At 53.3% G+C, this 15,961-nt stretch carries 9 protein-coding genes; 1 reads left to right on the top strand and 8 read right to left on the bottom strand.

From position 1 onward, the window contains the following. Positions 1-5: 5 nt before the first annotated feature. From glgA to glgB, 4 genes are read right to left on the bottom strand one after another with little or no spacing between them, the layout of a single operon-like run. Entirely contained in the window at positions 6-1,433 is a 1,428-nt protein-coding gene (gene glgA / locus D7Z26_RS04355) for a glycogen synthase GlgA (protein WP_120974835.1), read from the bottom strand. 13 nt (positions 1,434-1,446) lie between these two features. Next, positions 1,447-2,559 carry a glucose-1-phosphate adenylyltransferase subunit GlgD gene (gene glgD, locus D7Z26_RS04360; protein WP_120974836.1) on the bottom strand — a complete coding sequence of 371 codons (1,113 nt, stop codon included), beginning with the start codon at positions 2,557-2,559 and terminating at the stop codon, positions 1,447-1,449. Next, positions 2,556-3,722, bottom strand: coding sequence for a glucose-1-phosphate adenylyltransferase (locus D7Z26_RS04365; RefSeq protein WP_120974837.1), 1,167 nt, complete (start codon positions 3,720-3,722; stop codon positions 2,556-2,558). Before D7Z26_RS04365 ends, glgD begins: the two co-directional genes overlap by 4 nt. A gap of 60 nt (positions 3,723-3,782) precedes the next feature. Next, the gene (glgB, locus tag D7Z26_RS04370) at positions 3,783-5,696 is read right to left on the bottom strand and encodes a 1,4-alpha-glucan branching protein GlgB (protein ID WP_120974838.1); all 1,914 of its coding nucleotides are present in this window, start codon (positions 5,694-5,696) and stop codon (positions 3,783-3,785) included. 333 nt (positions 5,697-6,029) lie between these two features. Between glgB and D7Z26_RS04375 the strand changes: the two genes are divergently transcribed. Next, complete coding sequence (locus D7Z26_RS04375; RefSeq protein WP_158602187.1) at positions 6,030-7,142, top strand: AI-2E family transporter; 1,113 nt, start codon at positions 6,030-6,032, stop codon at positions 7,140-7,142. Positions 7,143-7,409: 267 nt separating this feature from the next. Here D7Z26_RS04375 and araA read toward each other — a convergent pair whose 3' ends face one another. From araA to D7Z26_RS04395, 4 genes are all read right to left on the bottom strand, one after another. Next, entirely contained in the window at positions 7,410-8,894 is a 1,485-nt protein-coding gene (araA, locus tag D7Z26_RS04380; RefSeq protein ID WP_120974840.1) for an L-arabinose isomerase, read from the bottom strand. A 1,303-nt stretch (positions 8,895-10,197) separates the two neighbouring features. After that, a complete protein-coding gene (locus tag D7Z26_RS04385) occupies positions 10,198-10,437 on the bottom strand; it encodes a DUF3892 domain-containing protein (RefSeq protein ID WP_120974841.1) in 240 nt (79 codons plus the stop codon). Between the two features lie 145 nt (positions 10,438-10,582). Continuing rightward, complete coding sequence (locus tag D7Z26_RS04390; RefSeq protein WP_120974842.1) at positions 10,583-12,772, bottom strand: alpha-galactosidase; 2,190 nt, start codon at positions 12,770-12,772, stop codon at positions 10,583-10,585. 40 nt (positions 12,773-12,812) lie between these two features. Further along, positions 12,813-15,938 carry a glycoside hydrolase family 2 TIM barrel-domain containing protein gene (locus D7Z26_RS04395; protein WP_233566609.1) on the bottom strand — a complete coding sequence of 1,042 codons (3,126 nt, stop codon included), beginning with the start codon at positions 15,936-15,938 and terminating at the stop codon, positions 12,813-12,815. Positions 15,939-15,961: the final 23 nt, after the last annotated feature.

Below are 15,961 nucleotides of genomic sequence, written 5' to 3' on the forward strand. Positions count from 1 at the left end.
CCTTCTTAGCTGACAACTTCTCTATATAGTTTATTGTAGAGACGGGCTGAAGCGTCCCACCCATAATCCTGTTTTCCGCCATTGGCCACGATAGTCGCCCACTGTTCGGGTTTGCCGTAGAAAGATAAAGCCCGGCGGACCGTGAACAACAGATCGTGCGAGGTCGGAGGCCCGAACGTAAATCCCGTGCCCGTTCCGGTAAATTCGTTGTACGGCTCCACCGTATCGACCAGACCGCCTGTTTCCCGGACGATCGGTACGGACCGATACCGCAGCGCGATCAGTTGGCTTAATCCGCACGGTTCGAATCTCGACGGCATCAAGTACATGTCAGAAGCCGCGTAGATGCGCCTCGCCAATCCCTCGTTAAACCCGAACCATAAAGCCACCTTGCGCGGATGAATGCGCAGTGCCTCCCTTAGCATGTCCTCGATGCCGGGTTCTCCGGAACCGAGTACGACGAGTTGAAGATTGTCCTTCAACAAGGTCGGAAGGATGTCCGCGATCAAGTCGAAACCCTTTTGACCCGTAAGTCTCGAGACGATTCCGATCATCGGGACGCTAGCATCGACGGGCAATCCGAGCTCTTGCTGCAAAGCGGTTTTGTTTTGACTTTTCTTGGCCAATGAATCCCGGTACGGAACGGCGATGTGCGGATCGTTCATCGGGTCGTATACTTCCGTATCGATCCCGTTGATAATTCCCCATAGGTCGTGGGAGCGTTGCCGGAGAACGCCGTCCAGCTTCTCACCGTAGGCTTCGGTCTGAATCTCGTATGCATAGGTGTTGCTGACGGTCGACAGCTTATCCGCGAACCGGATGCCCGCTTTCATGCAACTCGCCGCCCCGTAGAATTCGAGGCTGTCTTCCGTGAAGGAATCGTCTCCGGTCGCCAGCAAATCCTGCAATAATTCCCGCGAGAAGACGCCTTGGTATTGCAGGTTATGGATCGTATACACCGTACGTATGTCCCGATAACCCGGCCGATTCGCGTACCTCGTCTTCAATAGGAAAGGGATCAACCCGGTTTGCCAGTCGTGGCAATGGATAATATCTGGCATAACTTCTAGCTTGTCCAACATTTCGAGCACCGCGAAGCTGAAGAAGGCGAACCTCTCCGCTTCGTCGCCGTATCCGTACAAGTAGCCCCGCTTAAAATAAAACTCGTTATCGATGAGCAAGAACCGAACGCCGTCGACCGTCACTTCCTGAATGCCGCAATACTGCCTGCGCCATCCAAGCTGGACTTCCATGATCGCGATCGTGGTCACGGCATCCGCGATCGCTTTCGGAATTTCGCCGTATTTCGGCAATACGACGGTTACGTCGACGCCGCACTTGGCCAGCGCCTTGGGAAGGGCGCCGACGACGTCGGCCAGCCCTCCCGTTTTTACCAGCGGCATCGCTTCGGATGCCGCGAACATTACCCGCATGTGTCCCTCCGGATTATATGACTTTGCGCTTCAGCGCGATGAACGGCATCTCGATCGAACCTTTGAGCTGCTGCATCGGACGGATCTCGACTTCTTTATCCAAGATGCAATTTTCCAAGGAGCCGTTCTCGCCGACTACGCCGTTCTGCATGACGATGCTATTGCGAACGACCGCCCCCTTAGCTACCTTAACGCCGCGGAACAAAATACTGTTCGTCACGGTGCCCTCGATATCGCAGCCGTTCGCGATCAGCGAATGGGAGACGTCCGCCCCGCTGCGGTAATGCGTCGGAGGTTCGTCTTTAACCTTCGTGTAGATCGAGCCCGGCTTGAAGAACAGCTCGCGCCAGATGTCCGGCTGCAGAAGCTCCATACTATGCCGATAATAGGCCGCGATGTTATTGACGACGCCGAGCACTCCCTCGTGCATGTAGGCGTGAACCTGCAATTGTTCGAGACGGGACAAAATCGAATGTCGGACGAAATGATCCCTGCCTTGCGCCAAGGACGTATCAACCAGATCTAGAAGCAATTCCTTGTTAAGGACGTACATCTCCATCGACACGATGTCGCTATCCAGCCTGCCGAAGTGATCCTGCATCTCGACGATTCTGCCTGCTCCGTTTACTTTCGCTTTGCGGGCAAGGCCCGGCATTCCTTCGGGACTGTTCTTGCAGACGACCGTTACGTCCGCGCCCGTTTCCCTATGCTGCTCCAGCACTTTCGCGAAATCCACGTTGCATACCATGTGACTGCGTGCGATAACGACGTAATCGACCGTGCTTCTAGCGAAGTAATCGCGGTTCCGGTAGAAATGATAGAGATCCCCTTTGCCGAAATCCGTCTGGTCCTCCATCGAGGGAGGAATTACGAACAACCCGCTTTGCTTGCGGTGAAGATCCCAGTTGCTGCCCGACCCCAGATGGTCCATGAGCGAACGAAACTTCCGATGCGCGAATACGGCGACTCTCGGTATGCCCGAGTTGACCATCGAAGAGAGAACGAAATCGATGAGCCGGTAACGTCCCCCGAACGGAACCGTCGCCAAGCAACGGTTAGCGGTCAGGGCCTCCATCTCGTCCGCCTCGTGAATTAAATTAATAACACCCATCATCGACAACTTCATACCGGCTCCGCCTCCTTAAGCTCCGCCTCCGGGCGGATCGTTTCTCCGCTTCCGACGACCGCGATATCTTCCGCTTCCAAGCTGCCGACGCGGCAACCGTCCCCGACGACCGCGCCTTCGCCGACGATCGCGCGAATGATGCGGCAATCGCGACCGATGCTGGCGCCCGGCATCAGAATCGAATCTTCGACCACGCTGCCTTCGCCGACGCGCGCTCCATAGAACAACACGGATCGATTCACTTGCCCTTCCACGACGCAGCCTTCGTTCACGAGCGAGCCTTGAATCTTCGCCGTAGGCGCCACATATTGGGCGGGCTGGTTAGGACTCGCCGAGAAGATCCGCCAGGAACGATCGTTTAACTGCAACGACGGTTGGTCTTCTAGCAAATCCATATTCGCTTCCCATAGACTATCGATCGTTCCGACGTCTTTCCAATAGTCGTTGAATTGATAGGAGAACAAGCGCGCTCCATCGCCTAGCAACGTCGGAATAATGTCTTTACCGAAGTCGTTGGAGGACTGGCGATCGGACTCGTCCCGGACTAACGCTTCTTTCAGTACCTTCCAGTTGAACATATAGACGCCCATGGAAGCGAGATTGCTCGTCGGTTTTTTCGGTTTCTCCGCGAATTCGACAACTCGCCCTTCTTCATCGACACTAAGGATACCGAACCGGCTTGCGTCCGCCCAAGGCACGCTAATAACGGCTATCGTCGCGTCCGCTTTATTTTTCTTATGGGCTTCAAGCAAGAGGTCGTAGTTCATTTTATAAATATGATCTCCGGAAATAATGAGGACGTATTCGGGGTCGTAGCGTTCAATGAAGCCGAGATTCTGATAGATGGCATTGGCCGTGCCTTTGTACCAAGTGCCGCCCTTCTGGCGAACGTATGGAGGAAGCACGTGCATCCCGCCTTCGCGCCGGTCGAGTCCCCATGGCGTTCCGATGCCGAGATGCTGCGTCAAGACGAGCGGTTGGTATTGGGTGAGTACGCCCACGGTTTCGATTCCGGAATGCACGCAATTGCTCAAGGTGAAGTCTATAATGCGATATTTTCCTCCGAAATGAACAGCGGGTTTGGCTAAATCCTTCGTTAGTACGCCCAAACGGCGACCTTCCCCGCCCGCAAGCAGCATCGCGATGCACTCATTCTTGCGCATGAACTTCACTCCTCTCCAAGTTACGTGCCGTGTGATAAGCTTGCTGATCTTCGAGCCTGATCATGCTGTCTCTGACTGCCATAGCTGGATGGATAAAGCGGGAACGGGAACTTCGATGCTATACGGTTTGCCATGCAAGGGAACGTCCGTCGACGATACGCGGGATGGCATGGCCGAGCCCGAGCCCCCGAAGTCGGCTTCGTCGCTGTTCAATACGAGATTGTAGCAACCCGGACGGGCGACTCCGATCCGATAGACGGAATAGGCTTCCCGCGAGAAATTGCATACCGTGACGATCGGTTGCGATGACTCCGATGAATTGCCGTTTCTTTGAAAAGTAAGCATGCATTGCGACGCATTGTTCACGTCGATCCATTCGAAACCTTCCGGTTTGTGATCCGATTCCCATAGGGCCGGATAGTGCCGATAGGTTTGGTTTAATCTCTCCATGTAACGGAGCATGCTGTCGTGCAGCGGATATCGCAGAAGATCCCAATCCAAGCCGGCGTAGTCCTTCCATTCGTCGAATTGACCGAATTCGCCGCCCATGAAGAGCAGTTTCTTGCCGGGATGGGTCATCCAATAACCGTAAAACAACCGCAGATTGGCGAATTTCTCGGGATACGCTCCGGGCATCTTGTTGAGCATTGAGCGTTTGCCGTGTACGACTTCGTCGTGCGATAGAGGTAAAACGTAGTTTTCGGAGAATGCATAATGTAGAGAAAAAGTGATGAGAGAATGGCGGGAAGATCGGTGTGCAGGGTCGGTCTCCATATAGCGGAGCATATCGTTCATCCAACCCATGTTCCATTTGTAGTTAAAGCCGAGACCCCCGACATACGTAGGCGATGTAACTGCGGGATAGGAGGATGAATCTTCGGCCATCATGAGGCTTTCGGGATAGTAGCGGAATACGGTTTCGTTCAGCTTGCGCAGAAAATGAAGCGCCTCGATGTCTTCGGTTCCGCCGTAACGGTTCACCGTTCGCATCGAATCGGGTTTATCGAAATTCATATCGATCATGCTCGCAACGGCGTCAACCCGAAGTCCGTCGATATGATAGACGTCCAACCAGAATAACGCGTTGGAGAGGAGGAAACTGAGTACTTGCGGCTTGCCGAAGTCGAAAGCCAGCGTACCCCACAGCGGTTTCTCCGCCCGGCGGTAATCCGCGTTTTCGTACAATGGCGAGCCGTCGAATAATCTTAAGCCGTGGTCGTCCTTGCAGAAATGGCCGCATACCCAATCCAGAAGTACTCCGATACCGCGTCCGTGACAACGATCGATGAGCTTCTGCAAGCCTTCGGGCGGACCGTAGCGACTCGTTGCCGCGTAATATCCGGTTGCCTGGTAACCCCAAGAACGATCGAGCGGGTGCTCGGTAATCGGCAGCAATTCAATGTGGGTGTACCCTAGACCGCATACATAATCGACAAGCTCATCCGCTAACCTGCCGTAATCGCGGAATTGCTCGGGGCCATCCATGCGCCACGAAGCCAGATGTACCTCATAGATAAGCATCGGTTTCTCATAGGGAGCACGACTCTTGCCGGACGATTGCCAGTCCTGATCGTGCCATTCGTAGTGATGGAGCGAAGTCACGATGGAAGCGGTGCTAGGCCGAAGTTCGCTTTGAAAGCCGAACGGATCGGACTTCAGCATCTTCTCGCCGTTTGCGCTCGCGACCTCGTACTTGTAGCGGGCACCTTCGCCCAGGCCCGGACCGAATCCGGCCCATACGCCGGTCGTTCCGATCTGTGCCAAGTCGACGATTCTGTAGTCGCTGTTCCAACCGTTAAAATCTCCGACGACGTTCACTTCTCGGGCGTTCGGCGCCCATACGACGAAACGCACGCCCGACTGACCTTCTCTTTCTGCCAGATGTGCCCCGAAAGTGCGATAGGCGCGGAATAGTTGCCCGGTATTGAACAGGTACAGGTCGTCGGAAGAAACCAAAACCGGCGAAGCCTGCATGCAAAGTCACCTCCCGACGGATAGGGCTTGCTGCGAAACGAGAAGAATGATTAACGGAATGTTAACAACGTTAACTGCCTGTTAACATTTCTAACAAATTACATGAAACTTACACTTATTATAACGAAAACAATGAAAAGATTCACCTCATTTTCAAAAAAGTCGTAAGAAAGTTGGCGGGCTCCCCGTCCGCGACGAACTATGTTTATGCGGCGTTAACTTGCGATATTCACGTTTGATTCGGCGTTCCAACGTTTCATCATAGCCTGACAGAGTTACAATTGTAGTAATATAATTAGGTTAATAACTCTCGTTATGGAAAGAGGAATACATATGCCGCAAGGAAAATGGTTTCGCATCGGCTACGGAATTATCGTCATCTTGCTGATCGCCTACTTGGCGAAACGAGTGGATTACTTGTTCAACCCGATCGGCGCCGTGTTCGCGGCCCTGTTCATTCCGGTTCTCGTATCGGGGATGTTCTACTACATTTTGCGTCCGCCCGTCCGGTTGTTGTCTAAGTGGCTGCCCCTATCCCTATCGATCGTCATTGTTTACTTGGTCATGCTTGGGTTTATGTACTTGTTCTCCTGGCTCATCTGGCCGCCGATTCGCGTACAGTCTATGAACCTCGTCGAGAACTTCCCGGACATCGTGGAGACGGTCCGCCAATGGCTGCTCAACCTCCAGAAGCACGAATGGGTACGCAGCATCAGCACCGACGAAACATTCTCGTCCCAGAACCTGGCATCCCAGCTATCGACGACGCTCGGAGATGTTCTGAATTCCGTCGTAGGCAGCGTACGCAGCTTGATCAATATCATGATGAGCTTCTTCCTCATGTTAGGGCTCGTGCCGTTCATCATCTATTACATGCTTAGCGAAGGGGACAAATTCCCTAGCGCCGTTTTAAAGTTGGTACCCTCTCACTTGCGAGAGGAAACGCATGCGGCGATGAAAGAAATCGACCTGTCGATGGGCTCCTTTATTATGGGTAAGCTCATCACCTCGCTCGTCATGGGTACGCTGGCGTTCATCGGATACTTAATCATCGACTTGCCTTATCCGCTGCTGCTCGGGTTAATTGCCGCGATCACTAATGTAATTCCTTACCTCGGTCCCGTATTCGCCTCCGTACCCGCGATTATCGTCGCATTGACGGTATCGCCGATCGACGCTGTATGGGTGTGCGTGGTTATCGTCGTCGCCAACCAGATCGAATCTAATATCGTCTCTCCGCGCATCATGGGCAAGCAACTGAAAGTCCATCCGCTGACGATCATGTTGCTCGTTCTGGGCGTCGGTGCCATTATTGGACCGCTCGGTATGATCATCGTCGTACCGTTGTACGCCATTTTGAAGATCATAGTCATCCGCATTTACCAATTCAACAAAAACAACCGCATTCCGAAGCAGCCGGATCTGCTGTCTCCCCCTCGGAAGTAGGCTGGGGGCTAAACTTGCAGGCGTTCGGAATTAAACTGCAGGCGTGTGGGAGTAACTTGTTGGCGTGCGGAACGTGTTAACTTGGAGCAGTAAATCTTAACGGCAAAAAATGCCGCTAATCGCCCCCTTTTCATCTGCAAAAGGTCGATAGCGGCATTTTTTGCCGTTAATATTTCATTTCCCGCCTGAAATGGGTAATGCACGTAAGAATAGCGGCAATTTTTACCGTTATCGCTGCCATCGTTCCGTTCTTCTGGCGCTTACTGATTACTTCCAAGCGATGCTACTCCAACGCAGCTCGTTACGGAAATGGACAGGCGTCGTGTTCTTGTCGATGACGACGCACTCGATGCCAACGATTTCGGCGAAATCCTGCATTTGTTCAGTCGTTACCGCGAAGGAATAGACGGTGTGATGCGCCCCGCCGGCCAGAATCCAAGCTTCTGCTCCGAGTTGCAACGAAGGTTGCGGTTTCCAGAGCACGCGGGCGACAGGAAGCCTCGGCATCTCGCGATCGACCTTTACGCCTTCCACCTCGTTTACGATCATGCGGAAGCGATTGCCCATATCCACGACGGACACGTTGATGGCAGAGCCGCCTTTGCCGTCGAATACGATGCGAGCCGGATCGGCCTTGCCGCCGATACCGAGCGGATGCACTTCGATGCGCGGTTTGGAGGCGGCTAGCGTTGGACAAATTTCCAGCATATGAGCGCCGAGAACGAGCTCATTACCCGGTTCGAAATGGTAGGTGTAATCCTCCATGAACGAAGTATCCACCCCGCCCGCGATGATTTTCACGAGGCGCGTGAGCGCGGCCGTCTTCCAGTCGCCTTCGCCCGCAAATCCGTAACCTTGCTCCATTAAGCGCTGAACGGCGAGACCCGGCAATTGCTCCAGCCCATGAAGATCCTCGAACGTCGTCGTAAACGCGGTAAACCCGCCTTCCTCCAAAAACGACTTTAACGCCAACTCGATGCGGGCTTGGTAAGCTATGGCGTCCCGAACAGCTCCGGGGTTGCGTCCTTCCTCCGCGATCTCGTACTGTGCTTCATATTCATCCATCAGCTTGTTGACGGCTTCGTCCGTCACCGCGTTCACCCGCTCGACTAAATCGCCTACGCCGTATCCGTTTACCGCCCAGCCGAATTTGATCTGCGCCTCGACTTTATCGCCTTCGGTCACAGCCACTTGGCGCATATTGTCTCCGAAGCGAGCCACTTTTAATTGACGGCTCTCCGCATATGCAACGGCAGTCCTTGCCCAACCGCCGACGCGGGAGAGAACCTGCGGGTCTTGCCAGTGACCGACGACGACTTTACGGGCGATACCCATCCGCGCGCCGATAAAACCGAATTCCCGGTCGCCGTGAGCGGCTTGGTTCGTATTCATGAAGTCCATATCGATCGAATCCCACGGGATGTCGCGATTATATTGCGTATGCAAATGCAGCAACGGTTTGCGAAGCTCGGACAGTCCTGCGATCCACATTTTGGCCGGAGAAAAAGTGTGCATCCAAGTGATGATACCCGCGCAGGATTCGTCTGAATTCGCCGCGATACAGATCGCCCGGATTTCTTCCGGCGTCTTCACGACAGGCTTGAATACGATCGGGAACGAAATTCGCTCATCCCGGGACAACCCTTCAGCGATCTCCTTAGAGTGAAGCGCGACTTCCTCCAGCGTCTCAGGTCCATACAAGTGTTGGCTACCCGTGACGAACCAGAACGTATAAGGCTTCAATTGCAACATAGGGAAGTTCCTCCTAAATGAATGAATGATAAGTTCAACTTGTACGTACATGCTTACAAGTTTATTTTACAGTGGTGTCGCTGTCATCGCAAGAGAATGTTTTAATAAGGCGAGGAATTCGGTGAGGTTGGCAAATATGCACCTCATGTTGTACGTACCACCACTTGGGTGGACGCTGGAAAAGTTAATGGTTTCGCGAAGTAAGGGTAACAGAGGAATAAAGATAATCTAGTAGGCGAGTTAGTTGCTGAGACGAAGTAATTGCGTGCGAAGGCTACACTCCGAGGAAATGTTAGTCGACGAATCCGTGTAACTCGGGTGCTGTGAGGTACTTTGGCTAGGAGTTAGTCGACGAAACCGAGTAACTCGGGTGCTGTAAGCTTCTTTGGCAAGGAGTTAGTCGACGAAACCGAGTAACTCGGGTGCTGTGAGCTGCTTTGGCAAAGAGTTAGTCGACGAAACCGTGTAACTCAGGTGCTAAGAGCTGATTTGGCAAGGAGTTTGTCGACCAAACCGTGTAACTCGGGTGCTGTGAGCTGCTTTGTCAAAGAGTTAGTCGACGAATCCGTGTAACTCAGGTGCTGTGAGCTGCTTTGGCAAAGAGTTAGTCGACGAAACCGAGTAACTCGGGTGCTGTGAGCTGCTTTGGCAAAGAGTTAGTCGACGAAACCGAGTAACTCGGGTGCTGTAAGCTTCTTTGGCAAGGAGTTAGTCGACGAAACCGAGTAACTCGGGTGCTAAGAGCTGATTTGGCAAGGAGTTAGTCGACCAAACTGTGTAACTCAGGTGCTAAGAGCTGATTTGGCAAGGAGTTAGTCGACCAAACCGTGTAACTCGGGTGCTGTGAGCTGCTTTGTCAAAGAGTTAGTCGACGAATCCGTGTAACTCAGGTGCTGTGAGCTGCTTTGGCAAAGAGTTAGTCGACGAAACCGAGTAACTCGGGTGCTGTAAGCTTCTTTGGCAAGGAGTTAGTCGACGAAACCGAGTAACTCGGGTGCTAAGAGCTGATTTGGCAAGGAGTTAGTCGACGAAATCGAGTAACTCTGGTGCTTAGAGCTACTTTGGCAAGGAGTTAGTCGACGAAATCGAGAACTCTGGTGCTTAGAGCTGCTTTGGCAAGGAGTTAGTCGACGAAACCGTGTAACTCATGTGCTATGAGCTGCTTTGGCAAGGAGTTAGTCGACGAAACCGTGTAACTCGGGTGCTGTGAGCTGCTTTGGCAAAGTCGACAGCTTCCCTCAACTCGCAGCAAGAATGCAAAAAACCGCCCGAAGGCGGTTTAGAGTCGTTGCGCGACGTTTCGTTAGAAAGTCGGCAGATTGTCTAGGTTATTGTCCGTGCGGCCGTCCGGATCGGAGCGAAGGTGTTCGTCTCCATCCCTTCCTTTGAACACGTTGACGTTTTCGATTTCATCGTTCTTGGCCATCCGCTGAGCTTCTTGGTAACCTACGACTTGGCCTGAGGAAAGCTGCAGCTCGACGATGTCTCCATCGCCGTTTTTGCGGACTGCGACGATTTGTTGTTTGCCGTTTTGTTGTTCCATACCAACCACCTCCGACCATAGTCTGGGCAGTTTCCCAATCATTAATACGCCAAAACAAAAATCCTCGCATTTGTTTTGCAATATCCCGCATAACGGCCAACCGCGACAACAAAAAAATCCCCCGCCGAAGACGAGGGATTCTCTGTTATACTCGCACAAACCGCCAAACGCAGCTCTGGTAATCCCCGTGAAGATCGGGAATCGGAACGCCCGCGTACATAAGCTGGTCTCCGCCGTAGACCGTATCGCTGCCGGATAACCGATACTTGGCGCTCGGATCCAAGCCTTTAAAGCAAAGCCAATCGAGAGGCGGATTCGGTTCCGCCAGCACTTTCACGTAAACCGCGAAAGCTTCGGAACGATCCTCGGACACCATGATCCATGCGGTGTCGTTTCCTTCGAACGGACTACGCAGCCGGTAGAACTCGCCGAATTGAACCAGGTGGCGAATTTCTTTGTATTGCTTCACCTGGTCTTTAACCTCGCTCTTCTCTTCTTCGGACATTTGAGTTAAATCCAACTCATACCCGAAGTTGCCGGACATAGCGACGTTTCCTCGCGTCTGGAGCGACGTTATCCGATGCACCTGATGATTCGGTACGGCGGATACGTGCGCGCCCATCGCGCTCACCGGATACACGATGCTCGTGCCGTACTGAATGCGCAGACGGCTGACCGCATCCGAATTATCACTCGTCCACGTCTGAGGCATGTAATGAAGCATGCCCGGATCGAAACGGCCGCCCCCTCCGGAGCAGCTTTCGAACAAAATATGCGGGAACTCCGAAGTAATCGACTCCATCACGCGATACAGCCCGAGCATATAGCGATGCGCGGTTTCGCGCTGACGTTGCGGAGAGGCCAGGGCCGAGCCGATCTCCGACATGTTGCGGTTCATATCCCACTTCACGTATGCGATCGGAGCGGATCGCAGCACGGATCCGACCGATTCGATCAAGTAATCGCAAACGTCCCGACGGGATAGATCCAGAATAAGCTGCTTGCGCCCTTCCGTTCTGCGTCTGCCCGGTACGTGCAAGCACCAATCCGGATGGGCGCGATACAAGTCGCTATCCGGAGAAACCATCTCGGGTTCGAACCATAAGCCGAATTGCATGTCCAGCCGATTGACGCGAGATGCCAAATCCGCCAAGCCGCCAGGCAGCTTGCGATAATCCACCTTCCAATCGCCTAATGACGAATCGTCGCTATCCCGATATCCGAACCAACCGTCGTCCAAGACGAATAGCTCTATTCCGAGATCTTGCCCTACATTGGCGATCGCTTCAATCTTGTCCGCGTCGAATTGGAAGTAAGTCGCTTCCCAATTGTTCACGAGTACCGGTCTCGTCCGGTCGCGATGAGTTCCGCGGGTCAAGCGATTCCGATATAAGCGGTGGTAAGTACGCGACATGGCCCCGATTCCTTCGGAAGAATAAACCATGACCAACTCGGGAGTCTGGAACTGCTCGCCGGACTCCAATCTCCATTCGAAATCGAACGGGTTAATGCCCATCGACACCCGCGTCGTGCGGAATTGGTCGACTTCCGCTTGGGCGACGAAGTTCCCGCTATACACGAGACTGAATCCATATGCATCGCCTTGGTCTTCGTCCGCGTTCGGCGAGACGAGCGCGATGAACGGATTTTGCTGATGGCTGCTTGAGCCCCTGCGGCTCTCGACGGACTGCATGCCGGGAACGACTTGCCTTCTTATAATATCCCGCTCCCTAACCCATGCCCCTGACAACTGCAAGAGGTGATAACGATCATGACGGAAATCCACGCTGCCGCTCAATGCGCGAAGCAAGCGAAGCGTCTTTGCTCCGCCGTTCGTCAAGTTAACGGACCGGGCGATCGCATCGTGCTCCTCGAACACGGTATAGCTCAAGACGACCTTTAACCCCGTAACCGCATCCGCCAATTCCAGCTCCAGCGTCTGCGCTTCTTCGTCTTTTTCCGCGTAAGTGGATGGCAATCCGTCCAGCTTCGGCTTTCCGGCCAATATCCGGTGGCCAACGTAAGCCAACTCCGTAATCGTCGTACCGTCCTCGAGCTGAACCTGGTAGGCGGGATGACGGAAGTCGCTCGTTCCGTAGGACGGATATTCTTGAGGCAGCGTATCGAAGGAAATCGAGCGGTCCTCCGGATAAGGATTCGGCGAGAAAGACGCTCGTTCACGGAAAACCATCATTCCGTCCCACGGAGCCTCCGCGACCCTACGCCCCCAATAAACGTGCATAGGAACGCCTTTCTCGTTTAGTTGCAAAATATAGCTCGTATTCGGACTCTGCAAATGAAACAGCCGATGTTCGGCATTATAATGAATTCCCATCGTGAACCAAATTCCTTCCGGCGAAAATGTTCAGCCTATTTTATCCTTGAATACCCCGTAACGAAAAAGCATAGCTGTAAGTCCGGTTAGCATGCAACGTATAATCCGGATGCGTTCGCGCGCCCCAGCTATCGTCTCCCCCTACGCCCATTTGCTTGTAATTGACTCTGACGACGGTTTTATCCGAAGCAGGCAACAGGTGGTTGTGAGTATAGTTCTCAAGCTCAGTAGGAGAATACGGAAGCGCGTTAAGCTCGAATACCGGCGCTCCCTCGATCCTAATGCCCGCGCCGTCTTTATTCGTTACCGTAGCGTAACGCACGTCGGTTTTGTTACCGGTCTCCTGCGGTCGTAAGTAAGGAGCGACTTGATCGCTCACTTTGCCTGAGAAAAGTCCTAACCGCGCGCCTTCGCGACGGTCCCAATAGTTCTCGTGGGGACCTCTGCCGTACCATGCAATCGTATCGAATGAACCGTCCATCTCGAACAGGATACCCGTTTCCGGAATTTCCGGCAAACCGCTCCCCGGTTCCAAATCGAATCGAATTCCGAGACGTCCATCGCCGCGAAGCGAATAAGCGACTTGGCAATGGGAGGCCGGTACGGTCGGCAGAACGAACTCGGCGATTACTTCGAGCCCGGAGGCGCCATTTTGCCCGACCGTGCATTTCACCAGTTTCCGATTCAGTCCCGCATCGCGCCAAATCGCGCTGCGCTCGTGATGTCCGTTGCCTCTATCGTTATCCGTGTACGCGCGCCAGAAGTTCGGCGTTAGCGGTCCTCGCAACAGCTCCGTTCCGCCGACCGCATAGGATACCAGATCTCCCGTCGTCAGGTCGAAACGCGCCGAGAAGCCCGACCCGCTGGCCGCCAAGAGATCGCCTGTCCGTTCTGTCCGTACGGCTTCGAATACCGGGGATTCCGCTATGCTTGCTTGCGCTACTATCGGAAGAACGAATTGCGCGAACGCAACTTCATGCCCTTCGTCCGCCCAAAGCGTCGCGGATTTCAGAACGAAGCTGAGCGTCAGCACATACTCATCCGTGCTACTCGCAAGTTCGGGATAGGCATGGAAGATATCCAAGGTCGCCGTTTCGCCGGGTGCCGCTTGAACTTCCGTCTTGCCTTCTTTGACGATTACACTGTTATTCTCGATTTTCCAATTCAGATCGTACGTATTCAAATCGGTAAACAGAAAACGATTCGTCACGGTAAAGCGACCTTGGCCCAGATCCGCCGCCGACACCTTCACGTTCTGATAACACGCCTTGACCTCTTGCAGCTTCGGCGATTCGGTACGATCGGCGAAAATAAGCCCGTTGCCGCAGAAATTGCCGTCATGCGGAGACTCTCCAAAGTCGCCTCCGTAGGCCATATGCGAGGTACCGTCCGCGTCTTGTACGCGGATCGCTTGATCGACCCAGTCCCAGATAAAACCGCCTTGCAGAATGGGATGTTTCTCGAACAGCTCGGTATATCGATGCAGCCCGCCGCAAGAATTGCCCATCGCGTGGCTATATTCGCAAAGGATGAACGGTTTCGTTGGAGCGGGAATCTTAAGCGCGTACGCTTCGATATCCCATGGCTTCGTATACATCTGGCTTTCGACGTCGGAAGCCGCTTCCGACTTGCGGCAGTTAAACACGCCTTCGTAATGGACGACGCGGGAAGGGTCCTTCGCTCGCAGATGATCGTGCATATGCACGAAGTTATCTCCGCCCCATGCTTCGTTGCCTAACGACCAGATAATGACGGATGGATGGTTTTTGTCGCGTTCCATCATCGAATTGCATCGGTCGATAACGTTATCCTTCCACTCCGGTTTGCTGGCAGGCACCGTGTCGAATTCTTCCTGTTGTCCGTAAATCCATGAACCGTGCGTCTCCAAATTCGTTTCGTCGATCACGTATAATCCGTATTCGTCGCATAGCTCGTACCATCTCGGATTGTTCGGATAATGGGAAGTACGTACGGCGTTGATATTGTTTCTTTTCATTAACAAAATATCGCGGATCATGTCCTCTTCGCCTAGCGCGCGTCCGGTATCGCAGGAAAATTCGTGACGGTTAACCCCTTTGATCTCGATGCGTTTGCCGTTGATTCGCATTAACCCGTCCTTGATCTCGAATGAACGGAAACCGATCTTGCAGCTTACGTATTGAACCGTTACGCCTTCCGCGTTCGTCAATCCGAGTACGAGCGTATACAAATTCGGTTGTTCCGCGCTCCACTTGAGCGGATTCTTAACTTCCGCGGAACCGTTCAATTCGAACTTGCCGTTCGTTCCCTTGACGATTTCCAGCTTAAGAGGCAATGGGAGCACTGTCTTGCCATCGGCATCGAACAATTCCGCATTCACAGTCCATCCCGCAGTGTCCGCGCCGGATTCATCCACGACCTTGGCTTCTATAGAGAATCGGGCATCCCGATAATCGTCGTCCAGATCCGTATGAGCGAAGAAATCGTAAACATGCGCGCTAGGAGCCGTAAACAAATAAACGTCCCGGAAAATTCCGCTCATCCGCCAAAAATCTTGATCCTCGAGCCAACTGGCATCGCACCATCGATACACTTCCACGGCCAGCTTGTTCTCTCCCGCGACGACGTAAGGCGTCAGGTCGAATTCGGCCGGAGTGAACGTATCTTCGCTATATCCGACCAGCTCTCCGTTGACCCATACGTAGAACGCGGATTCAACGCCTTGGAAGCTAATGAATAAGGATTGATCTTCCCAACCCTCAGGCACCTCGAACGTGCGAATATAGGAACCTACCGGGTTGTATTTCGTCGGCGCGAACGGAGGCTTTAACGACTCCGAGTCGATCCAGGGGTATCTGATGTTCGTATATTGCGGGTAATCGTATCCTTGCAGCTGCCAATGGGCGGGAACCGCGATCTCGTCCCAACCGCTGGCATCGAATTGTTGTTCGTAGAAATTCGCGATCCGTTTGTCCGGATTCTCGGCGAAAGAGAACTTCCATTTGCCGTTCAAAGACTTATAGCTTTGGGACGACTTGCGATCGCCTCGCAGCGCTTCTTCCAATGAATGATGCGAGATCAGCGTCGCGTGAGCGTCCATGCGGTTAAGCTGAAAAATAGTCGGATTGTTGTTCCATTCCGGATAGCCGTTAGCCGGCGGCGTATAAACCCATTTTGACTTGGACAAGTTGCACACTCCCATTCATAATG

This window comes from Cohnella endophytica (assembly GCF_003628305.1).
Lineage (GTDB): Bacteria > Bacillota > Bacilli > Paenibacillales > Paenibacillaceae > Cohnella > Cohnella endophytica.